This window comes from Psychrosphaera sp. B3R10, assembly GCF_018861025.1.
GTDB lineage: Bacteria > Pseudomonadota > Gammaproteobacteria > Enterobacterales > Alteromonadaceae > Psychrosphaera > Psychrosphaera algicola.
In genome coordinates this window covers 1-24,086 of record NZ_JAHKQH010000033.1, presented here as the reverse complement: position 1 = coordinate 24,086, position 24,086 = coordinate 1, and the positions used below count along the sequence as shown (strand labels likewise).

The 24,086-nt window shown below is 40.7% G+C and carries 22 protein-coding genes; 5 read left to right on the top strand and 17 right to left on the bottom strand.

What is annotated here, in order from left to right:
* The 10 genes from gspL to gspC form a co-directional block, all read right to left on the bottom strand.
* Nucleotides 1-1,308 carry a type II secretion system protein GspL gene (gene gspL / locus KO525_RS12580; protein WP_215964175.1) on the bottom strand — a complete coding sequence of 436 codons (1,308 nt, stop codon included), beginning with the start codon at nucleotides 1,306-1,308 and terminating at the stop codon, nucleotides 1-3.
* A complete protein-coding gene (gene gspK, locus KO525_RS12575) occupies nucleotides 1,289-2,326 on the bottom strand; it encodes a type II secretion system minor pseudopilin GspK (protein ID WP_215964174.1) in 1,038 nt (345 codons plus the stop codon). The genes gspL and gspK overlap by 20 nt, the downstream gene beginning before the upstream one ends.
* Nucleotides 2,326-2,970: a type II secretion system minor pseudopilin GspJ gene (gspJ, locus tag KO525_RS12570; RefSeq protein WP_215964173.1), complete on the bottom strand. Its 645-nt coding sequence runs from the start codon at nucleotides 2,968-2,970 to the stop codon at nucleotides 2,326-2,328. The genes gspK and gspJ overlap by 1 nt, the downstream gene beginning before the upstream one ends.
* Entirely contained in the window at nucleotides 2,970-3,377 is a 408-nt protein-coding gene (gene gspI / locus KO525_RS12565) for a type II secretion system minor pseudopilin GspI (protein WP_252736873.1), read from the bottom strand. The genes gspJ and gspI overlap by 1 nt, the downstream gene beginning before the upstream one ends.
* Nucleotides 3,378-3,968 (bottom strand): prepilin-type N-terminal cleavage/methylation domain-containing protein, encoded by a 591-nt coding sequence (locus KO525_RS12560; protein WP_215964172.1) that lies wholly within the window; start codon nucleotides 3,966-3,968, stop codon nucleotides 3,378-3,380.
* Between the two features lie 102 nt (nucleotides 3,969-4,070).
* A complete protein-coding gene (gene gspG / locus KO525_RS12555; RefSeq protein ID WP_215964171.1) occupies nucleotides 4,071-4,502 on the bottom strand; it encodes a type II secretion system major pseudopilin GspG in 432 nt (143 codons plus the stop codon).
* Nucleotides 4,503-4,534: 32 nt separating this feature from the next.
* The gene (gene gspF / locus KO525_RS12550) at nucleotides 4,535-5,755 is read right to left on the bottom strand and encodes a type II secretion system inner membrane protein GspF (RefSeq protein WP_215964170.1); all 1,221 of its coding nucleotides are present in this window, start codon (nucleotides 5,753-5,755) and stop codon (nucleotides 4,535-4,537) included.
* Nucleotides 5,755-7,341, bottom strand: a complete 1,587-nt coding sequence (gene gspE / locus KO525_RS12545) for a type II secretion system ATPase GspE (RefSeq protein ID WP_256448320.1) — start codon at nucleotides 7,339-7,341, stop codon at nucleotides 5,755-5,757. The genes gspF and gspE overlap by 1 nt, the downstream gene beginning before the upstream one ends.
* 1 nt (nucleotide 7,342) lies before the next feature.
* Nucleotides 7,343-9,517 (bottom strand): type II secretion system secretin GspD, encoded by a 2,175-nt coding sequence (gene gspD, locus KO525_RS12540; RefSeq protein ID WP_215964169.1) that lies wholly within the window; start codon nucleotides 9,515-9,517, stop codon nucleotides 7,343-7,345.
* A 50-nt stretch (nucleotides 9,518-9,567) separates the two neighbouring features.
* A complete protein-coding gene (gene gspC, locus KO525_RS12535) occupies nucleotides 9,568-10,569 on the bottom strand; it encodes a type II secretion system protein GspC (protein WP_215964168.1) in 1,002 nt (333 codons plus the stop codon).
* Between the two features lie 182 nt (nucleotides 10,570-10,751).
* Between gspC and hslR the strand changes: the two genes are divergently transcribed.
* Together hslR and hslO are read left to right on the top strand one after the other, a co-directional pair.
* Nucleotides 10,752-11,147 carry a ribosome-associated heat shock protein Hsp15 gene (gene hslR / locus KO525_RS12530; RefSeq protein WP_215964167.1) on the top strand — a complete coding sequence of 132 codons (396 nt, stop codon included), beginning with the start codon at nucleotides 10,752-10,754 and terminating at the stop codon, nucleotides 11,145-11,147.
* A 6-nt stretch (nucleotides 11,148-11,153) separates the two neighbouring features.
* A complete protein-coding gene (gene hslO / locus KO525_RS12525) occupies nucleotides 11,154-12,038 on the top strand; it encodes an Hsp33 family molecular chaperone HslO (protein WP_215964166.1) in 885 nt (294 codons plus the stop codon).
* 52 nt (nucleotides 12,039-12,090) lie between these two features.
* On the opposite strand, the gene KO525_RS12520 is transcribed toward hslO, so the two are convergent.
* Both KO525_RS12520 and KO525_RS12515 read right to left on the bottom strand, forming a co-directional pair.
* A complete protein-coding gene (locus KO525_RS12520) occupies nucleotides 12,091-12,678 on the bottom strand; it encodes an FMN-binding negative transcriptional regulator (RefSeq protein ID WP_215964165.1) in 588 nt (195 codons plus the stop codon).
* 52 nt (nucleotides 12,679-12,730) lie between these two features.
* Complete coding sequence (locus KO525_RS12515) at nucleotides 12,731-13,222, bottom strand: TlpA disulfide reductase family protein (protein WP_215964164.1); 492 nt, start codon at nucleotides 13,220-13,222, stop codon at nucleotides 12,731-12,733.
* A gap of 127 nt (nucleotides 13,223-13,349) precedes the next feature.
* Here KO525_RS12515 and KO525_RS12510 point away from each other — a divergent pair, with 127 nt between their 5' ends.
* On the top strand, nucleotides 13,350-14,987 hold the full coding sequence (locus KO525_RS12510) for a M28 family metallopeptidase (protein ID WP_215964163.1): 1,638 nt from the start codon (nucleotides 13,350-13,352) through the stop codon (nucleotides 14,985-14,987).
* Nucleotides 14,988-15,049: 62 nt separating this feature from the next.
* Here KO525_RS12510 and KO525_RS12505 read toward each other — a convergent pair whose 3' ends face one another.
* Both KO525_RS12505 and KO525_RS12500 read right to left on the bottom strand, forming a co-directional pair.
* Complete coding sequence (locus KO525_RS12505; protein ID WP_215964162.1) at nucleotides 15,050-15,418, bottom strand: DUF3718 domain-containing protein; 369 nt, start codon at nucleotides 15,416-15,418, stop codon at nucleotides 15,050-15,052.
* A gap of 384 nt (nucleotides 15,419-15,802) precedes the next feature.
* Nucleotides 15,803-18,040, bottom strand: coding sequence for an acyl-CoA dehydrogenase (locus KO525_RS12500; RefSeq protein WP_215964161.1), 2,238 nt, complete (start codon nucleotides 18,038-18,040; stop codon nucleotides 15,803-15,805).
* A gap of 290 nt (nucleotides 18,041-18,330) precedes the next feature.
* On the opposite strand from KO525_RS12500, the gene KO525_RS12495 reads away from it, so the two are divergent.
* On the top strand, nucleotides 18,331-19,845 hold the full coding sequence (locus KO525_RS12495) for a YifB family Mg chelatase-like AAA ATPase (protein WP_215964160.1): 1,515 nt from the start codon (nucleotides 18,331-18,333) through the stop codon (nucleotides 19,843-19,845).
* On the opposite strand, the gene KO525_RS12490 is transcribed toward KO525_RS12495, so the two are convergent.
* The 3 genes from KO525_RS12490 to KO525_RS12480 all read right to left on the bottom strand — a co-directional run bounded on the left by KO525_RS12490 (nucleotide 19,842) and on the right by KO525_RS12480 (nucleotide 22,136).
* Nucleotides 19,842-20,828: an NAD-dependent epimerase/dehydratase family protein gene (locus KO525_RS12490; protein WP_215964159.1), complete on the bottom strand. Its 987-nt coding sequence runs from the start codon at nucleotides 20,826-20,828 to the stop codon at nucleotides 19,842-19,844. The genes KO525_RS12495 and KO525_RS12490 overlap by 4 nt on opposite strands.
* A 6-nt stretch (nucleotides 20,829-20,834) precedes the next feature.
* Nucleotides 20,835-21,647 carry a Rossmann-like fold-containing protein gene (locus KO525_RS12485; protein WP_215964158.1) on the bottom strand — a complete coding sequence of 271 codons (813 nt, stop codon included), beginning with the start codon at nucleotides 21,645-21,647 and terminating at the stop codon, nucleotides 20,835-20,837.
* 81 nt (nucleotides 21,648-21,728) lie between these two features.
* Complete coding sequence (locus tag KO525_RS12480; protein WP_215964157.1) at nucleotides 21,729-22,136, bottom strand: GFA family protein; 408 nt, start codon at nucleotides 22,134-22,136, stop codon at nucleotides 21,729-21,731.
* A gap of 155 nt (nucleotides 22,137-22,291) precedes the next feature.
* On the opposite strand from KO525_RS12480, the gene KO525_RS12475 reads away from it, so the two are divergent.
* Nucleotides 22,292-22,870 (top strand): DUF922 domain-containing protein, encoded by a 579-nt coding sequence (locus tag KO525_RS12475; protein WP_215964156.1) that lies wholly within the window; start codon nucleotides 22,292-22,294, stop codon nucleotides 22,868-22,870.
* Nucleotides 22,871-24,086 lie beyond the last annotated feature (1,216 nt).

The window sequence follows — 24,086 nt, the reverse complement described above, 5'->3', positions numbered from 1 at the left end:
TTACTCTACCTCCTTCACGTTGATGGTTCCTGAAACAAGGTTGCCTTCATTGCTCACTGCACCTTGTTTCACATCTAAGCCAAGCTGTTCAAGGCCTATCCGGAATTGCTCAAATTTTTGGAAGGTTGGTGCCGAGGCGCTTATCCGCAATTCACCGCGGCTTGCTTCGAATCGGAATGACTCAGCAATAACACTGCTGTGCTTTTGTAACACAGGCGTTAGCTTCAACATAAGTTGCAAATAACCTGAGTTATCCGCGACAACGCCACCCGAAACATCTGCGACTTTTTTAGTAAGTTGGCGTTTTAACAGCGCAACACGCACTTTTTCTTTTGGAAAAGCGGCTTGATACATTGTGACTAACTCGGCCTTTTTAGCCACCAACTCTTGGCTTTTGTTATGCCAGCTCACGCCTTTTGCGACGATTTCCAAGAAGAAAATCACTAACGCCATAACGCCAACCGTGCTCCAGATCTGCCAGTTTTTACTGATTTGTTTTTTCGGAGCAAGATCACCCTGTAACAAATTCCATTTAACTTGCTCGGCACCTTTTGCTAACACCAACATCGGCAGTTCAGGTTCAGGGTCTGATAATTCAATATTGGCGTTTAGGGCCAATTCAGCAATGACATCTTCCGGCAATGGCGTAAACGGCTTTAACGTTAAAATTGACGAATCAGCTTCTGATCCATCAATGTCGGCAACCCCATCTTTACCTTCGTTCGAATTTTCGGCTGCATTAGCGTTATTAGCAACGAGTCGTGCAACATAAATCGGCAACCACTGAGATTCGACAAAAGTGCCCTGCCAAACATTCTCACGGAAAATCCAACCATTACCAATTTGTAAAGTTGTGATCAGTGGTGCCTCAGTTTTCTGTTCAAACGGTAAGCAAAGGGATTCTGGGATGATCCGTTTAACAGGGATACCTGCATCATTAAGGGCGTCCAACCATGTTTTGATCAACGATTTACTGACAATGGCAATATTAAGCCAATGTTTGTTAAGCGCTTTATCAAAGCCCATGTCTTCGGTGGCAATGTGCAAGGCGTCAATGTCCTCAGCAAGCTCATCTTCCAACATATAAGGCAACGCCTTGATGATTTGGCGACTTGGTTTTGTGGCCATATAATGACAATGCAGACGCACGTCAGCACCATTAGTTAAAACGGTTACCTGTCTGCCCTGAGCGTACTGCGCTAGGGTTGATAATTCACTTTGATGTTCCAATTCACCGGAAACAATAACTTCATTAGTCGTATCAGAATACACTATCCAAGGTACTGTACTAGTTGGTTGGCTGCTCATCCTCAGGATTAGCTTCTCGCTCAACTTTTCCTCCAAAGCGACGACCAATCACATACGTATTGTATTTGTCGTCCAGCTGTATAACGCTCGTTAATGCGAACTTCATATCGTTATAATATGCGTTTGTAATCAGTTTAAAGAACTTGCTCTTCACCGTAAAATAATTATTTGCTGCGGTGACGCCTTTGATGTTCTTCATTTCAGACAACGCCCAAAAATCGTTTATGTCAGTGAACCCTTCTTCGGGTCTTTGTTCCAAGATTGATTCAATCTTGGCTTCATCAATGTTTAAAATTGCTCGGAGTAATTCACTCTCATCTTTTTTCATCGTATTGATGTTAAATTCAAAGCTACTGCTTTGCGGAATAACACAAAATCGCCTTTGCAACTGAGCCATAACCACTACGTCAAAACCGTATATAACACGTAATTCATTTTCATGGGCCAGTGGACTATTGCCGCTGAGGTAGGGAAACGCTAACGACGCATACATATCGCCGTCATATCCCGCCGCTTCAGTGGCGTAGTCATCTGGGTCGAGCCAGTCATATAAGTTATTGGCTAAATCATCCAGACTGAGTTCGCTTGATATATCTAAGTTCTCTAAATAGCGAACAAACACATCTTTACGAAATTTAAGCTGGTCCTTGTCAACGCTTTTGTCGTACAAACTGTTTAGATTAAAGCAGCTGTTAAGGTCAATAATTTCGCCTTCAATTAAGCCATTGTCGACCGGAAAACTCATGCCTTCCATTGCCCAGCTTTGCGATAGATTAATCACCCCTTTGTCTGTTTCTGCGATACCCGATAACAGACCTTTGACAAAGTGCTCTGACCCCATCGCATACCAATAGGCCTGTTGACGTTCAAATAGATTAGACACTCGTTTTATTTGATAGCTTTGCAGCGACATCATTTCCGACGCTAATACAACACACAAGGAAATAACTAGCATGACGGTAATTAACGCTAATCCGCCCTGCTTTTGCTTTCGTTTAGTTTGCTTTTTCAGGTGCATTACGATCCCACCTGCGTTTTTGCTATCAAAGGAAAAATACGTTCAATTTTACCGTAAACTTTCGATTCGATAATTAACTTAACCAAAGGTGGCAAACTATTTTCAGTTAATGACTCCTGCCACTCTTTGCCATCAAAGTATTCCAACGTCATTGTTTCTACTTCGCTGAGCAACGGTTGAATGCGAGGTTCAGCACCGTAATTAGCATCGACAAAATTAAAGTATAAACGCTGTAACTCACCTTCGAATAAACGATACACAACCGGTTGCAGTTCACTTCTTGGTAATACCATTGCTGGGTTTGTCCAACCATCTCGGACAAAAGCAAATCCAATACCCTCGGACTCAAATAGATACTCCTGAGCAATAAACAAGGCTTCACTTGGTTCTTCACCGTTAACTCTTGCTTTACGCTGGGCTAACTGCACAAAGTCCGATTCGATGATCACAAAGGCTCGTTGTAACTCAGTAAGTTGCTCATTTCTAAGCTTTATAATTTCGTGGCTATTAACCGTGTTATGCAAAACCGAATATGTGGCCATACCTAACATTGCAAATACCACTAGGGCTAACAACATTTCGAGTAGGGTAAAACCAAGCTGTGCAATGCCTCGGCTCATTCTATTTTGCTTTAAGGAGACCATTATTGGGTCACCTTCGCTTTATTTTCACTAACAAACGTACTCAATTGATGAATGCTTGTAGCCATCGACTTATCTAAGCCGACCGACACCGTTATTTGGCGTAAGCGTTTGTCTTCTGTTTCCACTACAACTTGCTGCCAAAACCACAGTTTACCTGCCATTTCGACTTCGCCTTTTTCGTTATTTTTTGGCGGCCAAACCTGCAAGGCTTGCAGCTCAGCTAGTCGATTATTAGCGACCCAAGAGGCAAAGGTCATTTCTTCAATTTGGCTTAGGTTATTTGCAGATTGACCGACCAACTTCATGATTGCCCCGGCTGAATAGGCAAAAATGGCAAGGGCGAGCAACAGCTCAATTAAGGTAAAGCCCTGAGATGATTGACGTCGCATACGTTGGCTTGAGTTCATTTAGTTATCCAACGCCAACTGCTGTAACGGGTCATACATTCTCACCGGCGCAGTAAATTCACCACGGATAAGAAAGCTTACTGGGTTGGCAAAACCATCGTCAAATTCAACGGTAATATCAAATGGGGAGATTTCACCCGACGACAAAATAAAAATTTGTGGTATCGCGAGCTTTTGCTCTTCTGGATCTAGTTCCTGCAGTTGCTCTAGGCGTTCTTCATCAATAAATTCAACAGCACTCAATAGGTTGTCTTTTTGCCACGATAAACCGTCGAGGATCAACTCTAAACGAACATATTCGTCGAGAGGTTTGATATCAAAAGGCGGTTCTTGGAATGGTTGCCAGGCTTCACCGTCAAAGACTAAAAATGCAAAACGGTCTTCGGTGACAGCCAGTCCCAATTGCATATTATTTAATACCGCATATTCCGACGCTAAATTTACCAAGTGGGTCATTCGAGCCGCTTGTTTTTCGGTGAGTTCAAAGGGATCCGGAGCAAGCGAAGGCAAACGTACCATAGTGACCAAATAACCGATCACAACGATAACAAGCAACAGTTCTAACAATGTGAACCCTTTACTTTTATGCACTGAACTACCTATGTTGTGTTGCGAAATAAATAACTTTATCTGAGACAAAACAGGGCCTATCGTAAGACAAGCCCTGCGTATAACGGTTACAACGAGTTTGGTTTATAAAAACTCGTCAGCGTTCCAGTTACCAATATCGTCATCAGTACCGGCTTCGCCGTCTGGCCCCATAGAGAATAAGTCGTATTTGCCCAACTCTCCTGGAGAGATCAACTGATATTCATTACCCCATTTATCCACAGGGACTTTTTTCAAAAAGCCATCTTCAGGATAATTACGTGGTAAAGGCTCCATTTCAGGCATTGTCACTAATGCTTCCATACCTTGCTCTGTTGTTGGGTATTGACCTGCTTTTAATTTGTACATGTCTAACGTTGATTCTAGGTTACGGATTTCAATTGCCGTACTCTGAATTTTTGCATCATCCGTAGACCCCATTAAGTTTGGTACAACCATGCCCGCAATCATGCCTAAAATAGCAATTACGATCATGACTTCTAATAAGGTAAAGCCGTTTTGTTTGTTGTGTTTCATATGAGACCTATTCACTTTCTACTCCTGAAATTTTATAACCCAACTAAATTGTTCATTTCCATAATTGGTTGCAAAATTGCCATTAAAATAAACATTACCATGCCCGCCATCACTAAGACGATTAACGGTGTTAATAAGCCGAGGCTTATCTTTAATGTTGCATCCATTTCGTTGTCTTGGTTGTCAGCGGCACGGCCTAACATTTGTTCCAATTCACCGGATTTTTCACCACTGCCGATCATGTGTAACATCATCGGAGGAAAAATTTTGGTTTGATCTAACGACCCTTTTAAAGACGAACCCTCTCGAACATTATCTGAGGCGTCTTTCACCCCTTTTTTGATATAACTATTTGTTAACACTTCGCCAGATATCATCATACCTTCCAAAATAGGAACGGCACTTGACGTTAATATACTTAATGTTCGAGCAAAGCGAGCAGTATTAACCCCTAATACGACTCTGCCAATAAGCGGTAAGTTCAATAATAACCGATCAAACTTTAATCTCACTGAGGGCCTTTGCAACATGCGCTGAACAAAAATCAACAAAGCTAATATGGCGATGACCATAGTAAAGCCGTAAGCAATGATAAAATCACTGACATCTAATAAAAACTGAGTGGTGCCGGGTAAAGCTTGGCCAGAGTCAACAAACTGGCCAACAATTTGTGGTACCACTGACGCTAATAAAAACGAGACGATGCCAATCGCAAATATGGTCAACATCAGTGGGTAAATCATTGCTTGAGTAAGCTGGCTTTTGGTTGCCTGACGCTGTTCGGTGTAATCGGCTAAGCGATTTAATACTTCGTCTAAATGCCCTGACTTTTCACCGGCGGCCACCATAGAGCGGAACAAATGATCAAAGATATATGGAAATTCTTTCATCCCATCGGCAAGCGTATAACCTTCTACTACCTTGGAGCGAATGGCCATTACGGTACGTTTTAATCTTGGTTTGTCACATTGTTCAGCAACCGCTAATAATGCGGCTTCAATGGTCAGCGCAGAACCTACTAATGTTGCTAATTGGCGAGTGATAAGGGCCAAATCATTGGCGGATATTTTAGGCTGAAAGAGGCTAATTCCGGCTGCTGTTTGTTTTTCTTTTTGGCTTGCTTGAGTGACTTCAAGCGGCACTAACCCTTTTTCACGCAATTGCTGGCGAATTTGTTTTGCTGTATCCGCTTCCAAAATGCCTTTTTTGGTTTTGCCTTTGCCATCAAGTGCTTTGTATTCAAACGCCGCCATTATTCGTCCTCACGCGTAACTCGCAGCACTTCTTCTAATGTAGTAACACCTGCGGTAACTTTAGCAAAGCCGTCGTCTCGTATACTTGGGGTGATCTTACGTACATATTTTTCGATAACTTGTTCGCCCTGACCATTGTGGATCAGTTCTCTTACGTGTTCATCGACAATTAATAATTCATGGATACCCACTCGTCCGCGATAACCGGAGAAATTACACTTATCGCATCCTTTTGGATGATACAAGCTGCCCTCATGATCCTCAGACCAACCTAGTAAAGCTAATTCTGCAGCATCTGGTGAATAAGGCACTTTACATTCTGAACACAATGTTCGGACTAGTCGTTGCGCTAATACCGCTAATAAACTCGAAGATAATAAGAAAGGTTCAATGCCCATGTCTTCCATTCGAGTAATCGCGCCAGCGGCGGTATTGGTATGCAGCGTTGAAATAACTAAGTGACCGGTAAGTGAGGCTTGAACGGCAATTTCAGCAGTGACTAGATCTCGTATCTCACCTATCATAACGACATCTGGGTCTTGTCGTAAAATGGCTCTGAGTCCGCGGGCAAAGGTCATATCGACCTTAGTATTAACCTGCGTTTGACCAATGCCTTGCAGTTCATACTCTATCGGATCTTCGACTGTTAAAATGTTTCTGTCTTTGCTGTTAATGTCTGACAGTCCAGCGTACAAGGTGGTACTTTTACCAGAACCGGTTGGTCCCGTAACAAGAATAATTCCGTGGGGTTTACGCAGTAAGTCAGCAAAGTGGGCTTCGTTGGTTTTATCCATCCCCAAATCAGGCAGGTTTAATCGAGCGTTATTTTTATCCAACAAACGCATTACAACCCGTTCGCCGTAAGCCGATGGCATTGTCGAAACACGTACATCAATCGCACGACCCGCAATACGAAGGGATATACGACCATCCTGAGGAACACGCTTTTCAGCAATATCGAGTTGCGCCATAACCTTAATACGAGATACTAACAACGAGGCTAATTTACGATTTGGTGATAACACTTCTCGTAACACACCATCGACTCGAAAACGTATAACAAGTTGTTTTTCGAAAGTTTCGATATGTATGTCAGAGGCACCTTCTTTAATCGCTTCCGATAAGGTCGCATTGATTAATTTTATGATTGGCGCGTCGTCTTCGCTTTCGAGTAAATCTTCAGTACCTGGTAACTCCTCTGCAAAAGAAAACAAGTCAACTTCGTTGCCAATGTCTTCCATTAACTGCTGCGTTTCAGAAGCGTTACGCTGATAAGCTTGTTCAAGTTCATGATCAAAAACATCAGGTTGAACAATCTGATAGGGTAATGCACGACCAATAACCCGTCGTACTTCCATTAAAGCGTCAAAATTAGTGTCAGACTTTAATAATAATTTTGGTGTATCTTGTTCAACATGCGACAGCATGACACCAAAGCGTTTGGCAAAACCAAACGGTAATCTCAAGCCATTTAGTTCAGCGTTTGAAACCAAATTAACGCTTGCGTCTAAAGCAGCTTCAGAGTCAGGTGTTAACTCATTAAGCTCAGCTGAAGTTTGGGACATGTTATCTGTTTCAGCTGTCATGTTATTGACCTAAATTAGTGTTGCCTGAACCCGTATTCTCACTCGGTTCTGACTCATCATCTAACATGGTAGGGTCAATACCCTGCTCTTCATCACCATCTTGACTAGGGCCTTGAGGATCCATGTCCTGTTGGTCCATGTAGTCTTCAAAATTTGGTGGCAATGTTAATGTTTCATCCCAGTCCTGCAATACAGGATGACTCGTGAACGGCATTAATGAAATACCATCATCTTCGCGTTTAAGTTGTTCACCACGCATAAAGTTATATTTGCGGCGACTTTCATTAATCATGGTTGAACTGTCGCGAATAATTTGAGGACGGATAAATACCATCAAATTACGTTTACGTTTGGTTGTGCCAGTTGAACGGAATAAATGGCCAAGAATTGGGATATCCCCCAACAGAGGTACTTTCTGCACACTTTCTTGAACGTCTTCGTCAATAAGGCCACCAATTACAATTGTTGCACCGTCTTCAGCTAATACTGAGGTTTTAATTGAACGTTTGTTTATGCCAACATCCACTCCAGTTGCACCACTGACACTTGAGACTTCTTGTTCAATTAATAATTGAACAGCAGTACCTTCATTAATTTGTGGTGTCACTTTTAATTTAATACCAACTTCTTTACGCTCAACCGTTTGGAATGGATTGTTATTGCTGCCACTCGCCGCAGAGCCAGTTAAGATTGGAATTTCCGAACCTACTAGGATAGACGCTTCTTCATTATCCAATGTGGTAATTGACGGTGTTGCTAAGATATTTGATTTAGTATCGTTACGAACCGCTTGGATTACCGCGCCCCAGCCACCGTCAACAAATCCAGTTGCAAAACCAGTCATTCCGCTTAGCACTTGAGCTAGACCAGTGTAGTCACCCTGTACTGTGGTTGTTTTAGGCGTGGTGTTTAGGTTGCCGTTTTCGTCAAACCCTTCAACAAGCGTTTCGGTTACTTGATCACGAGCGGCATACGCGCCACCAGCAACACTGCTTAGTGGTGTTACGCCGTTATTGAACTGAGTAAACCCAGCGTCTTCGCTGCCCCACTGGACACCTAAGTTAATACCGTCACTTTCAAATACTTCAACAATAATCGCTTCGACTAATACTTGCTGACGACGAATATCTAATTGACGGATGATCTGTTCTAACGAACGCATCATGTCAGGTTCAGCGTTAATCACTAATGAATTTGAATCAGGGTGAGCTTGAATTGAATAGTCACGTTTTGCGCTTCTAGAAGATGTTTTTGTCGTGCTACCTTTGCCGTCTGCCGCTAATGAATCTGACACTCCGGTCAATACTTTAACGACTTCTTCTGCTTTAGCATATTTTAAATAATGAACTCGAGTATTACCTGTTGTTTCTAATTCTGCATCGAGCAATTTAATCAGTTCTGATACTTTTTCACGGGCTTTTAATTCGCCGCTAACGATAACGCTATTGGTACGGTCATCTGCAACGATTTTAGGAATAAGAAAATCCGGTTGGTCCTTTTTACCAGCCGATTTATAAATACTTTCAATAATGCGAACAATCTCACTTGCTGATGCAAATTCTAAACGAATAATTTCAACTTTTTGGTCACCTGCACGGTCAACGCGGCTGATGATTTCAACTAAGCGATTTACAGTTGCCGCGGCACCCACAATCATAATAACGTTTGACGGGTCGTAATGAACAACGTGACCACTGCCAGATTGATCGCTCAACTGACGTAATAACGGCGCAAGTTCTCGTACAGATACATTTTTAACCTGTACAACCCGTGTCACCATTTCGTCACCAACACCAGGTGCTTCATCACCTACGACCGGCGTCGGTGAGGTTTTAGCGTCTTTCGCTTTAACGACTTTAAGAATATTGTCGCCCATGTCGATAACCGCAAATCCATAAACGCCTAAGACATTTAGAAAAAAGTGATAATACTGTTCTTCGGTTAACAAATCATAAGATCTAACATTCACTTTACCGCGCACAGACGGATCGATGATGATGGTTTTTTGCAGGATCTTACCAACGATATTGATAAACTCGTTGATGTCTGTCCCTTTAAAATTAGGTGAATATTGGTTAGCGTAAACATTTGTTGTGGTACCAGCAGAAACCATTATCACAACTGTAAAAACAGCAGATACAACCAAACTTTTGGTTTTCTTAACTGTACGCGTCATTAAATTTACGTACTCAGTGGAAACAAATCCCATTACATCAAACTCCGGGGCTATAAAGCCAAAATAATTTCTACAGTGGTATCTTCTCTCAACACCGTAATACTTGCTTCTGTCATCGACCGCAACTCGCGCATCACAGACAGTGCCTGCTTCATGTCGGTGAGATCAAACCCGTTAATATTAACGGCCAGATCATTATGTTTTAGGCCAACTTGTTTAAACAGGCTTGGATCTTTACCTGGTGTCAGTCTATACCCGCGTAATTCGCCGCCTTTTCTGTCGGGACGAATTCGGATGTAGTCCATTAATTTTTTTGGATCGGAGAACAATTGTTCACGTTGCTCTCTTAACGATTTAGACAATTCAACATCGGCACGCTTATCCATTTTTTTCGGCGTGGCTTTGACCTTAGGTCTTTTAACCGTTGGCCTTGCAGTCCCTTTAATAATCTGACTATCTGCTAGTTTTGACGTTTCATCAACCATTTCATCGGCACTGCCAGGGATAGTTGTTGAATATTCTATACCTTCGAGCATTAATGTCTCGTATCGGCCACTCACAGATAAAATCACACGGTCTAATAAAATCTGGTCAACTTTGGCTTGAGTTTTATCAATTGTTTCGCCAATTCCATAGGTTGACTGATTGCCGGCACTTTCGATGATAGCCACACTCGTTTGGGAGGTACTGCTTGAATTATCAGCGACTAACCCTGTTAACGTCACATTTAGTCGTGTTTTTGGGGCATCGGTGTTGGTTACAACTGGTTTAACAACTTCTGGTATTTTACTTTCGTCACCAAATAAATTTAATTTTAGCAACGCAGACATGTCTAACTGACTCGCTTGTTGATTCGTCGCATTAGACTTTATGCCGCTCACTGTGACAAATTGGCCCTTACTCGGACTTACAGGAACCAGTTGCCAAACCATATTGGCAACCATGTTGGCGCAATATAGCAACAACATTATCGTCACCAAAATACTTAGCTTTTGTTGTGGCACTTTTTGCCAAAATCGATTGAGCTGCTCAAAAAAGCGAGACGACTCCATTAATAATCTCTCTTAGGATGGTATTTAGAATTTAAAAAAATGCACCATCATCAATAAAAACGAATAAAAAGAACTACTTTAAAACGCGTAGAGTATAACCCTACAAGTAGCGGAAAATCACTAACTATGCTACATTCTGCCGGAATTTTTTTATACCTGCATGAAGTAAACAGTTACATATTATGTCTGAAACAAAAGTACGTCTCGACAAATGGCTTTGGGCCGCACGCTTCTACAAAACTCGTTCTGTAGCTACAGACATGATCAATGGCGGAAAAGTTCATTATAATGGTCAAAGATGTAAAGCTTCAAAGGCGGTAGAGGTTGGAGCAGAAGTGAAGCTACGTCAAGGATATGACGAAAAAACTGTTGTAATTAAAGTTGTTGAACAAAAACGTCAGAACTTTACGGTAGCCCAAACGCTTTATGAAGAAACTCCCGCGAGTATCCTCCATCGAGAAGCGCAACAACTTGCCCGAAGCTCTAGCGCCGCTATGTCACCTCGTCCTGATAAACGTCCTGACAAAAAACAGCGTCGCACCCTAATTAATTTTAAAAATTCAGATAAATTTGAGTAAGCCAAAATGACAGACCAAAACAATCCAGACTTGTTACACCGTTATTTATTCGAAAAGTACCATGTACGTGGTGAATTAGTTCAAATAAATCAAAGTTTTAATTCAATGCTTACTAATCACAATTACCCAGATCCGGTAAAGCGTATATTGGGCGAATTGTTAGCGGTAACGAGTTTAATGACCGCAATGTTAAAATTTGAAGGTGAGATTAGCGTTCAAATTCAAGGTGATGGCCCTTTAAGTTACGCTGTAGTAAATGGTAATAACCACCAGCAACTGCGAGCAACGGCAAAATTCAGCGACGATGTTACCGACGGCGATATTCAACACCTTATTGGCAATGGTTTAATGGTCATCACAATTGCGCCAAAAAATGGCGAGCGTTACCAAGGTGTTGCCGCATTAGATAAGCCGACATTGATGGAGTGTGTTGAGCAATACTTTGTCAGTTCTGAACAATTACAAACTCGAATTTGGTTAGCGACTGATATTTCAGGTGGTGATCATAAAGCCGCTGGGATTTTGCTGCAGGTTCTTCCAGTGGAAGAAAAAGCCAAAGATGACTTCTATCATCTTGAAGCACTAACGCAAACTATAAAAGATGACGAGCTATTAAACTTACCGCCAGAACAAGTGCTGATCAGACTTTATCATGAAGACAATCCAGAAATGTTTGCGCCACAGGAAATTACCTATGAATGTGGTTGTAGCCGTGAAAAAACGGCTAATACCATTCGCCAGTTAACTTTAGAAGACGCAAAAGCGTTGATCGAAGAACGTGGCAACATCGAGATAATCTGTCAGTTTTGTTTAACACCGTATTTGTTTGACAGTATTGACGTTGAAGCGGTATTTAGTGCTTCAAATGAAGAACCTGATTCGATAAATTAGGTCATCGATTGCCACTTTAAAATTGAGTTCAGGCTTTAGCTCCTGAACTCAATTACAGTTTATTTTCTTTTTTCATCGCTTCCGCAAGTTTGGTATTGCCTTCTTTATTTAACGCATTAATCACATTAACTTGGTCAACCCGACTGCGGTTTTGGCTTAACTTACTTTTTGCTTGAATATCTGTGATTTCAATTTCCAACAAAGTGATGGCACGTAACATTTTATCTGGATACTCTGGTTGCCACGGCGCGTCATAATATCGTTCATACTTGTCGGTAAGTTGATTGACTAACTGCGTTAAGCGTTCAGGGTCACGACTTTTAGTCACTTTCCCATAAACATTTACAGCTTGGTAATTCCATGTTGGCACACCGGCTGATTCATACCAGCTAGGCGAAACATAACCGTGTGGACCGCTAAAAGAAACCAGAACAATCTGACCATCTTCAATTTTGGCCTGCGGGTTTTGATTTGCGACGTGACAAATGAGCTTAGTTTTATCAGCATTTAGTAATATTGGTACAAAGGTAACTTCTGGTAAGTTATTAGTTGAACTAATAAGCTGCGCAAAACCATTATTTTCTATAAATTTAAACACACTGTCGTCTATATCGTGTTTAAAATGTCGAGGTACGTACACAGCAATTCCTTTTTCAATCCAAAATTTTGTTCATAAAGAATAGTACAATCGATTACTTTTCAGCTAACAAATGTTGTATTGCTTTCTCTATTTTAATTTCATCACCAGGACGAAATCCTTGATGAGCGAGTCTAACAATGCCCTTTTTATCAATAAAATACGACGATGGCATCGAACTTACGTCATATAAGCCAGCAACCTTAGCACCGTCATCATAGAGCACTTGATAGCCAACAGAATTGGTTTGCAAAAACGCTAGTGCGAGATCTTTTGATTGGTCCAAGTTAACCGCTATCACCGCAAAACCCTGATCTTTGTATTTGGAATGCAACTTATCTAATTTAGGAAACGACTCAATACAGGGTTTACACCAACTTGCCCAAAAGTCTAAGTAGACTACTTTTCCTTTATAATCTGACAGGGTTATTGTTTGATCTGAGACTAAACTAGACAACGAAAATGCCGTTGCGGGCTCTCCTTTCGTTACTGCTTTTCCACAACCTGACAAAAATACAAAAACCATTAACACTATTTTTAATTTCATTATCTTCTTCTTTTGGTAGTTAATTAGGCAAAAAATGCGATTCATTGCAGGTTATGCACTATTTATGACATATTCCACTCCGATATTAAAATGTAAAATGCTCTTTTTAATTTTATAAAAGTTCGTTATGAAAAGATTACTCGCGACATGCCTACTCACCACACTTTTAGTTAGTTGTGGCAATAAAGAACCAGAAGCTTCAACCCAAACTTCCGTTGATCAAAACTTAATTCGTGCTCATCTTGAGTTCCTCGCGGACGATCTGCTCGAAGGTCGAGATACAGGAAGCAGAGGTTACGAACTAGCCGCACATTATGTTGAAAAAGAATTTACAAAAATCGGTTTATCGCCAGCTGGTGACGAAGGGTCATTTCAGCAACGAGTTCCATTTCGTAAAACATACTTAAATCAACAAACGACAAATGCTGTTATTGAAATTGATGGCAAAAAAGTTACGCTTGATTACCCTGAACAATACATGATGGGTGGCTCTGCGAATTCAGCTCACACGGCAGTTTCGGCAAAAGCGGTTTTTGTTGGTTACGGTTTGGTCGCTGAAGAATTTGATTATAACGATTACGAAGGGCTGGATGTTAAAGGCAAAATAGTTGTCAGCCTATCTGGTCGCCCTACAAGCTGGCCTTCTGAAGAAGGGGCTCATCTTGCTTCTAGTAAAGAAAAGAAGCGTTATGCTGCCGAGCGCGGTGCGGTGGGTTTTGTTACGCTACATACACCTAAACGTGAAAAAGTACGTTCTTATACTACGTCACTTAACTACCTTCGTGTCCCTTCGATGAAATGGTTAAATAGCAACAACGAGCCGTTTGGTGAATACAAACAATTAAAAGGTGGCGCTTATTTTAATCTTTCAGCTGGCAAAGTATTGTTCGAAAATGCAGAGCAAAGCTTAGAAGAGATTTTCCAACTTGATACCGACGACAAACCTATTAAAGGGTTTCCACTGAACGCAACTTTGTCTTTAGCAAAAGATTCTCGCCATGAAGAAGTCTCGGCTCCAAACATTATTGCTGTTTTACCTGGCTCAGATCCGAAATTAAAAGATGAGTATGTTGTCTTTACTGCGCATTTAGATCACATAGGTTTTGCGCTGGATGTGACTAAAAAAGACAGAATAAATAACGGTGCGATGGATAATGCCTCAGGTGTTTCTGTGTTATTAGAAACCGCTCGTGTATTAAGTAAGTCTAACCCTCGTCGCTCAATACTATTTACCGTTGTGGCTGCAGAAGAAAAAGGTCTATTAGGCGCAAACTATTTTACAAATAACCCAACAATTCCGTTAAATCAGATGGTGGCTAACATTAATTTAGATATGCCTGTTTTACTTTATGATTTTGCCGATATTATCGCGTTTGGTGCAAACCACAGCACAATGGGCGACATCGTAGAACAAGCGGCAGGTCAATTGGGTATTGGTCTAAGTCCTGACCCAATGCCACAACAAGCGATATTTACCCGTTCTGACCACTATAACTTTGTTAAAAAAGGTATACCGTCAGTATTTTTGATGACCGGTTTCAAATCTAAAACAGAAGGTGAAGATGGCGGTAAAGTTTGGGGCGACTTTTTTGCTAACCATTATCATCAACCATCTGACTCATTAGATTTACCGATTAACTATAATGCCGCTGAAATGTTTGCCGACGTAAACATTCGTATTGGTCTTGCTGTCGCTAATAGTGACGATAAGCCTAAATGGCTTCCAGAAAGCTTCTTTGGCCGTACATTTAGTTCTTCTAAGTAACCTCAAGTAGCTAATTTTATAAGCCGTCACATCCAGTGACGGCTTATATGAGCTGTTCCATACTACTTACTGCCGATATGAACCGACCCATGTCGTTGGTCTGCAATATCTCTAATTTGAACGAAGTTATCTCGGTATGACATAAGTTTGTTTGCCACTTCAAAGTTACCCGCTGATTTAGCGAAGTCGGCCACATTCATTCCGTTGCAATAAAGCTTATTCGCAACTAAACGATAGTTTTTACTTGTGAGAACAGTCGGTGTGAAATCCGCCACCTGTCGATGCATTTTAAATTTACTTGCCGTTGCTGCAGCCAAACACAATTGGCTTTCCGGTGAATTGTCAGCAGCTTCATATTCCGACGCTACACTCGCACCTACAAAAGTCATAGACAATACAATCACGCTTACTCCATATTTTACGATACCCATATTTTTCTCCTCAGAAATAGTGTTTTACCAGGTCGCATATACATAGTGGCGGAAAGTGAGAAAAAGGTTGTTAATGTTCTATGAACGAATGTAACGAGTTATTTCGTTACAATTAGATGAATTTTTATCTAATCGAATAAACACAAGAGGTTGGCTGAATTTTGGCCAGTGGTCTGACAAAAGACTTTTTACATTTAGGGTCGAAAAATCAGAAAAATAAATGGACTAAAAATGAATATTTATAGTTATTCGCTTAAATCAGATAACTATTCACCACTTATGTATTTGAAAATGAGGAATGGCTATTGGTCTAAAATATTGATGTTTTGATACCGAGCAAAAAAAAACGCAACCGTAGTTGCGTTTTTTTCGGTCTAGAAAACCTTACGCAGACTTCAAAATTGGCTCATCGACACCGTTATTGGTCAACAACTCCATATCAAACGTATATTCGTCAACTGCGATAGCTAATTTACGTTTTACGTCGTATTGAAGTAACTCGTCTTTTTCATCAACTGATATAACGTGAACTTCAGCAGCTGCTAATACAAGTTCTTCAAACGTTAACTGTTTAACCAGTTTACCAGCACGAACGGCTTGTTTCATTTTATCCAGCAATGGTAAAACCGCAAGCTTAGCTTCATATGCTTCAGTTAGAACACTAAAGCCATCTCGACCTTTCATGCTAACAAGGTGAGTTAACTCTTTCTTAGCGCCGTCGTTTTTCAACGTTGCGTCAGACAACGTTGTGATCATTTTGTCTGATACCTTAGTTTTGCTCATAAATGGCATACCTAATTTAAGACTCAACCAATTAGCAACTAAACGGTTAGGGAAGTTATCTGAATAAGCCGTTAACGCTTCTTCAGCACGCTGTAATGCCCAAGTTGTACCGTATTCGAAATATGGTTTTAGCGCTTCACGATTGTCACTTTGGGTATAAAACTTAATGTTACCCATCGCCATAAATAAATAGCTAAGCATGTCACCTAAACGAGCAGATAGCATTTCTTTACGTTTTAAATCGCCGCCTAACACCAATAATGCAAAGTCTGATTGCACTGCAAGAATCGCTGACAAACGATTGATTCGAGTTTCAAATTCGTTAACCATTTTGTCTGGGTTTTTGCCTTTACCAAAACCTGGTAAATAACCTGAACCAACGCCTCGGAAAAAGTTTTTAATACTGTATCCGATTGTGCTCTTAAACAGTTTATTAAACTGTTTGTCTGCATCCGGCTCTTCTGAGTGAATAGCAGTGATCAAATCTTGTACATGTGGGTGACAACGAGTTGCCCCCTGACCAAATATCATTAAGTTACGAGTTAAGATATTGGCGCCTTCAACAGTGATACCAATTGGCGTCGCAAAGTAAGCTGTTGCCAATACGTTATTTGGCCCCATTTGAATTGCTTTACCCGCTTGCGTATCCATTGCAGCTTGCAGAGTCGTACGACCCATTTCTGTCATATGATATTTTGCAATCGCTGTGATAACTGAAGGTTTAAAGCCTAAATCGAGCGAATTAAGCACTAAGTGACGCATCGCTTCTAAATTAAATGTCAAACCACCAATCAACGCAAGTTGCTCTTGAATACCTTCAAACTTACCGATTGGCATGCCGAACTGTTCACGAATTGCTGCGTATTCAGACGTTGATTTAAGTGCTGCATGGCCTGTTGCACAGCCGTTTGCTGGTAATGAAACGCCACGACCTGCACCTAAACATGCAACTAGCATCTGCCAACCTTTACCGACATTTTTTTCGCCGCCGATAACAAAATCCATCGGCACAAATACGTCGTTGCCACGTGTCGTACCATTATAAAAATTAACGCCTAGTGGCTTATGACGGTTTCCAATCTCAACACCTTCATAATCGCTAGGAAGTAATAGACAAGTGATCCCTAAGTCTGCTTCGCCGCCTAATAACCCTTCCGGGTCAAAAACTTTAACAGCCAAACCAAGGACAGTCGCAATTGGTGCTAACGTAATATAACGTTTGTCCCAGGTACAACTTAACCCAATAACTTCTTCACCATCGACAACTTGTTTCGTAACAATCGCACGATCTGGAATACCACCGGCATCAGAACCTGCTTCTGGGCTAGTTAATGCAAAACATGGAATATCTCGACCATCAACTAAGCGTGGTAAATAGTGGTCTTTTTGTTCTTTAGTACCAAAGTGCGCTAATAACTCACCTGGGCCTAACGAGTTAGGTACCATTACTGTGGTTGCTATTGGGTTACTTTTCGTCGAAATAGACGCAACAATAGTAGATGATGCATAAGCACTAAATTCTAAGCCGCCGTATTCCTTTGGAATAATGAATGAGAAAAACTTATTGTCTTTCAAAAACTGTAAAACACGAGGTGGGATATGGATACTGTCATGTACTTCCATATCATCTAACATCATTAGCAACTCAGACAATGGTCCGTCAATGAAGGCTTGTTCTTCTTCAGTCAGTTTTGACGGTGCTGTTTGCAACAATGTATCGAAATCAGGCTTACCTTGATAGATAGAGGCCTCAATCCAAGTATCACCTGCGTCTAATGCTTCCTGCTCAGTACGAGAAATTTCTGGAAGAATTTTTTTGAATTTTTGTCTTAGGCTCATGTTCCGCCCCTTTATCTATCTGTTAACTGAAAATCAGTAAAATAATTGTGCCGTGATTAATTAGTATAGCTGATCTACGGCTCAACTGGTACGATGTCTTACCAGTCTATTCATATTTGACAATAATGCAACATAAAATTTGCTCAAATGAATAAAAAACATACAACTATTTATCCACCTACAAAGCTTATCTTGCTGAAATAGTACAGTTTTTGGCAAGTACAGTTCATATTTTACTAATTCAGTCTTAATCTAAGAAAATCACTTTTAAGTTAAAATATTATTAAAAAATGTCATTTTCTAGGATAAATAGCCGAGCAAAACGGGGGGTTGATGCACCAGAGGTGGTCATTGAGGTGCATATTTCAAATGGATTACCTGGATTTCAAATTGTTGGTTTAGCTGAGACTTCTGTTAGAGAGGCACGAGATCGAGTCCGTAGTGCAATAATTAATAGTCAGTTTAAATTTCCACAAACAAAAATTACGGTCAATTTAGCCCCCGCTGATCTGAAAAAAGAAGGTGGTCGTTTTGACTTACCTATCGCCATTGGCATACTTGCCGCTACGGGACAATTGCGCGCCGATAAACTTCATGATTTCGAATTTTATGGGGAGCTTGGTTTAAAGGGCGATATTCGCGCGATCATAGGTGAAATACCCACGGCTATTCAATGTGCAAAACTGGGTCGAACGTGTGTACTACCAGAATCGAATGCTCAACAGGCAAGTGTGATCTCTAATATAAAGTTATTAGCGACAAACAACCTATTATCTCTTTACCAGCAACTTAATGGCCAAGACCTTGAGCTCTATGTTGATATGCAACAAGCCGAAGACAATGGACTTCACCCCGTAAACCACCAAGATCTCAATGATGTCATAGGCCAGGCTGCGGCAAAACGGGCTTTGGCCATTGCCGCCGCAGGCTCTCATAACCTACTTTTTGTTGGCCCGCCGGGTACGGGAAAATCCATGCTAGCACAACGAATGACAACCATTATGCCAACAATGACAGAACAAGAAGCACTAGAAACCGCTGCCATATATTCTATTTGTGGCAAGCCCGTTACTGCCAGCAACTTATTTGAGCGCCCTTTTCGATCACCTCACCATACATGCAGCGGTGTCGCTCTTGTGGGCGGCGGTAGTTCTCCGAGACCCGGGGAAATTAGTCTTTCCCATAACGGTATTTTGTTTCTTGATGAATTGCCAGAATTTGACCGAAAGGTACTTGATGTATTGCGCGAGCCGATGGAAACAGGATCAGTTTGCATATCACGGGCATCACAACAGGCTGAGTTTCCAGCCCGTTTTCAACTCGTGGCCGCTTTAAATCCGAGTCCAACGGGGAGCATTGACGATGGTCGAATGACCCACGATCAAATTTTAAAATATCTGAATAAAATATCAGGGCCATTTTTAGACCGCATTGATTTACAAGTGGATGTTCCGACACTGCCTAAAGGCACGCTAACGGCGAGCACAAACAATGAAGTTTCAAGTGCCGAAATCAAAGCACATGTGTTTGCAGCGAGAGAATTAATGCTGCGACGGCAGGGTAAAGCAAATGCGCTATTATCAAATAAAGAACTTAATCAGTTTTGTCCATTAACTGAGGCTGATTCAGAATTTTTGGAATCAACATTAGAAAAACTAAAAATGAGTATTAGGGCGTTTCACCGGATCATTAAAGTCGCAAGAACCATTGCTGACTTAGAACAATGTGAGGAAATAAAACGAGTACATTTAAGCGAAGCGTTAAGTTACCGGGCTTTAGAACGACTTATTCGTCGTATCAGCTAGATAAGATTTTTAGATTTTAACCAGTTAAAACAGTCTGTTAACATATACTCTACAGTTACCGTGTTGTCGTAACTTAAATCGCGTACTGCTTTGTCACTTTTCGCCACGACCCGTTTTGAAACCATGGTGGCCTTTTCAGGTGTCATGTCGGGTTCTTTGTTTGTAATTAACGATAGCAAATAAGATGACTTCCCAAGCGCCATTAAAACAAGTTCCGGCACTGTCCGTTTTGGGGTGGGTTTATCTAACATAACCCCTATTTTTGTTACAACGTCTAAAAAGCTGTGATCGACACCCGCAAGAATGTAATTTTCACCCTTCTTACCGTTTTCCACTGCATTAATATGTGCTTGTGCGACTGCTGATACATGACAGTACGAACCTTCACCTTTAGGTACGCCTGGCAATCGCCCTTCATTAACCATTAAAAATAACTGTGCCCAATTATGCCGATCGTATTTTCCGATGATTGCACACGGATTTAAAATCACCGCATCGAGCCGTCCCTGTTCGACTTTGTTTTTAATCAGTTGTTCACCTAAATATTTCGTTTTCAGATAATTAACACCACTAGTAAGTGCCTTACTTGGCGTGCTTTCATCAATTACAGAGTCGTGAAACCCAAAAGCTGATATTGACGACGTATGAATAAATCGACCTACACCTTTTAATATTGCAACTTCACTTAATATATCAGTCGCAACAACATTAGTTTGGTATTGCCTATCGTTATTCTTTTGCCACATATTTGTATCGCCTGCGACATGAAACACGACATCAACATCCGCTGGAAATACGATTTTGAGTGTTTCTTTATCCACTAAGTCACTGACAATCAAGTTAACATCTAGTTCTTGCAAGTCGGTAAGATCAGAGCTTTTTCTGTGTAACACGGATACTCGCCAGTCCTGCTCAATTAGCAGCAATATAATGTTAATGCCTAAAAACCCACTCCCGCCTGTGACTAACGCATGACGTTTCATACTATTTCAACCTTCTTCATGTTTAGACTTTGTATTCTCACATCGTAGATACGCGCGCCATTCCTGTTCGAAATCGATCATTCGCTTATGTCTGGCCGAATTGAGATGACCTGCCTGTTCTTGTTCGGTCGCAAAAGGTCCAGCTTTACAATAACGACAGCCAGTATTGGTATAATCAATATTTTGAATTAGTTGATTACTAATTGTATGTTGTTCAATGGGAGACCAAGCATAGGTATAGGCTTTTGTTCCTTTTATGACCTTATCTCTATCGACGTTACGTAGGGTATAGCCTGGAAAGCGTCCCGCATCAAATTCCGACTTACCTAAATAACTTAAAGGCAAGTTGTCTATTAGTGTCGTTTCAATATTCCAATCGATATATGGCTTTACATCTTTTGACGTAATGTAGATCAGATTAGCACCGCCTTCCCTTAAGCCGTACTTTGTGGCGTACATTAAAAATTTCCTCAACAATATTCGGTTTCTAATATTGATTGAAGGCCCATTATTGAACGACAGCTCGGAACCAACAGCGGGCAACAGCGGAAACTGAAATATCACTACATCGTAGTAGTTCGGCAGTAACAACTTCCAACTGTCCTGCGAGGTAACATCAAACTGATATTCACAATCAATATCCAGTCGCTGTAAACCACCGATCCCATTGGTTTGATATTTTGCTAAAACCTTACCTTTTGTATCAAGAACGGTTGGGGTGACAAGTTTAACAAAGTCGTTGTTAATCATAGATAAAGAGAAACTTAAATCTCCGTCACCAACTGTTAGTACTCGCCAGTCTTTTTCTAAAATCATCATTAATATAGGGTTAACTCAGGGACATTATCCCACTTTAAAAGAAGAACTTATTTCAAATTCAAAAAATGCGCTAAATTTTAATTAGCTCGGAAAACCATCAAAGTCTTTAGCGTTGCACTCGTCCTTAGACCAACTTGCCTTTTCAGCAACAAAAATATTGGCTTGTAATTTTGTTCCTATCTTCGAATCCAAACTACCTGCAGGTACTATTAATGAGGTGTTTCGTTTATTGATAAAAGGCAACGCAGACCCACAATGACGACAAAATGACTTTGAGAATTCCCGTTCTTTGTCTTCAAAATGACTAATAGAATCTATACCTTTGATCCAGTTGATATTTTCAATAGAAGTAAATAAGTTGGAAGCAAATGCACTGCCTGTAAGCTTTTGACATTGTTTGCAATGGCATTGATAAAACGTCTTAAACTCAGATTTAAGTTCAAATTGAACTTCACCACATAGACACCCACCAGATAATAAATCGCTCATTTTAGCTTCCTACTAATTTAGTTATTGAAAAACAACAAAATGCACATTTACATTCCGTCATCATTTTACTTATTTATTATGCCAACATCCGTTGTAACTTCATTTTGTCTCAATTAAAGTAATAATCCAAAACAAAATTTATATAAGGAAATATAATGAAGCTTTACGGATTATTTATTGTTCTCCTCACAAGTAGCAGCGTATTTGCAAAAACTAAACTTATCGAAAATGACAAACCTTACAATATAAACGTTGAACAACTGCAAAACATTTTTAATAAAATAATCGAAGACCCTGAAGTGCAGATAGATGATCAGCTTTTTCATGGCGGTCAAACTTGGAAATCTACTTGGAAATTTAGCGTCCGTGGTCATGGCAGAAAGTGCCGACTAAAAAACTTAAAAATGCAGTTGGCTATTCGGTACCCGTTGCCAACGCTAGATAAACCCCTTGCAAATCCAAGTGAACAAAAAGCATGGGAACAGTATCAAGACGCACTTAAAAAACATCAACTAGGCCATAAAAAAATTGCTCTGGAAATCACAGAGACAGTACAAACTGAATTAAAGGCAATTCGTGGATTTAGAAGCTGTGACGAACTCGAAAAATTAACCTGGGAACACGGCTCCGAAGCGTTTAAAAACTATCAAATCAAACATGAAGAATATGATACAAAAACCCGCTTTGGTGTGACACAAGGTGCAGATCTAAAACGTTATTTAAATCCACATTAGGCCTTATTATTCAACGAGGGGATTGCATATGGCCATTATCTAAAGCTATCTCCTTGTTAGCCGTTAACACGTTTTGTGAAATTTGAGCTGATGGCTCAGTCGTTCTTGATACGGCCAATTAAGGTGTTTCATTTTTCACCTAATTTTCTAAATAATGGGGATATCGTTTTGACTACAAACAAATTTCTAAATCAATTGATAGCAATTAAGTAATTGGTTTTAGCTGCCAGAACGTCATTCCAAAAGAGCCACCGCGATATTTGGAACCTCCAACCAAATACAGAGGAAGTTCATAATTCGCCTTAAATTAGCGCATAGGTTCAGAACAATAAACGTCATTCCATAGCTTGTAAAATTAGTCTAGCCTTATCGATATTTGGAACCTCCAACCGAGTGCAGAGGAATAGTATGTTTCACCTTGCAGGCAGCTCAAAAGTTTAGAGCAAAAACCGTTAATCCAATTAAACAGAAAAATCGTCATCCTAAAAGAGCCAAAGCGATATTTGGGATCTCCAACCGAGTGCAGAGGAAGTTCATAATTCGTTTTAAATTAGCTCATAAGTCCAGAACAAAAAACGTCCTCTGCATATTGAAGGAGATCTCAAATATCGCTTCGCGATTTTGAGATGACGAGCTTTTCTGGCAGTAAACGTCATTCCATAGCTTGTAAAATTAGCCGGGCAACAGCGATATTTGGAACCTCCAACCGAGTGCAGAAGAAGTTCATAATTCGCTTTAAATTAGCTCATAAGTTCAGAACAAAAAACGTCCTCTGCATATTGAAGGAGATCTCAAATATCGCTTCGCGATTTTGAGATGACGAGTTTTTCTTGCCGTAAACGTCATTCCATAGCTAGTAATATGAGTCGAGCCTTAGCGATATTTGGAACCTCCAACCGAGTGCAGAGGAATAGCATGTTTCACCTTGCAGGCAGCTCAAAAGTTCAGAACAAAAAACGTCATTCCAAAAGAGCCAAAGCGATATTTGGAACCTCCAACCGTGTGCAGAGGAATAGCATGTTTCACCTTGCAGGCAGCTCAAAAGTTCAGAACAAAAAACGTCATTCCAAAAGAGCCACAGCGATATTTGGAACCTCCAACCGAGTGCAGAGGAAATCAACCTAAGCTTTTGAAATTGTTTAACGCTAAAACGAAAAAAATCCCTTGAACTTTCGTTCAAGGGATTTCTCGAATAGGAGCCTGGCGGTGAGCTACT

Excerpts from the sequence above, each read along its gene's own strand:
- gspL (WP_215964175.1), bottom strand. The coding sequence starts at position 1,308 with ATGAGCAGCCAACCAACTAGTACAGTACCTTGGATAGTGTATTCTGAT.
- gspK (WP_215964174.1), bottom strand. The coding sequence starts at position 2,326 with ATGCACCTGAAAAAGCAAACTAAACGAAAGCAAAAGCAGGGCGGATTA.
- gspJ (WP_215964173.1), bottom strand. The coding sequence starts at position 2,970 with ATGGTCTCCTTAAAGCAAAATAGAATGAGCCGAGGCATTGCACAGCTT.
- gspI (WP_252736873.1), bottom strand. The coding sequence starts at position 3,377 with ATGAACTCAAGCCAACGTATGCGACGTCAATCATCTCAGGGCTTTACC.
- gspG (WP_215964171.1), bottom strand. The coding sequence starts at position 4,502 with ATGAAACACAACAAACAAAACGGCTTTACCTTATTAGAAGTCATGATC.
- gspF (WP_215964170.1), bottom strand. The coding sequence starts at position 5,755 with ATGGCGGCGTTTGAATACAAAGCACTTGATGGCAAAGGCAAAACCAAA.
- gspE (WP_256448320.1), bottom strand. The coding sequence starts at position 7,341 with ATGACAGCTGAAACAGATAACATGTCCCAAACTTCAGCTGAGCTTAAT.
- gspD (WP_215964169.1), bottom strand. The coding sequence starts at position 9,517 with ATGACGCGTACAGTTAAGAAAACCAAAAGTTTGGTTGTATCTGCTGTT.
- gspC (WP_215964168.1), bottom strand. The coding sequence starts at position 10,569 with ATGGAGTCGTCTCGCTTTTTTGAGCAGCTCAATCGATTTTGGCAAAAA.
- hslR (WP_215964167.1), top strand. The coding sequence starts at position 10,752 with ATGTCTGAAACAAAAGTACGTCTCGACAAATGGCTTTGGGCCGCACGC.
- hslO (WP_215964166.1), top strand. The coding sequence starts at position 11,154 with ATGACAGACCAAAACAATCCAGACTTGTTACACCGTTATTTATTCGAA.
- KO525_RS12515 (WP_215964164.1), bottom strand. The coding sequence starts at position 13,222 with ATGAAATTAAAAATAGTGTTAATGGTTTTTGTATTTTTGTCAGGTTGT.
- KO525_RS12510 (WP_215964163.1), top strand. The coding sequence starts at position 13,350 with ATGAAAAGATTACTCGCGACATGCCTACTCACCACACTTTTAGTTAGT.
- KO525_RS12505 (WP_215964162.1), bottom strand. The coding sequence starts at position 15,418 with ATGGGTATCGTAAAATATGGAGTAAGCGTGATTGTATTGTCTATGACT.
- KO525_RS12500 (WP_215964161.1), bottom strand. The coding sequence starts at position 18,040 with ATGAGCCTAAGACAAAAATTCAAAAAAATTCTTCCAGAAATTTCTCGT.
- KO525_RS12495 (WP_215964160.1), top strand. The coding sequence starts at position 18,331 with ATGTCATTTTCTAGGATAAATAGCCGAGCAAAACGGGGGGTTGATGCA.
- KO525_RS12490 (WP_215964159.1), bottom strand. The coding sequence starts at position 20,828 with ATGAAACGTCATGCGTTAGTCACAGGCGGGAGTGGGTTTTTAGGCATT.
- KO525_RS12485 (WP_215964158.1), bottom strand. The coding sequence starts at position 21,647 with ATGATGATTTTAGAAAAAGACTGGCGAGTACTAACAGTTGGTGACGGA.
- KO525_RS12480 (WP_215964157.1), bottom strand. The coding sequence starts at position 22,136 with ATGAGCGATTTATTATCTGGTGGGTGTCTATGTGGTGAAGTTCAATTT.
- KO525_RS12475 (WP_215964156.1), top strand. The coding sequence starts at position 22,292 with ATGAAGCTTTACGGATTATTTATTGTTCTCCTCACAAGTAGCAGCGTA.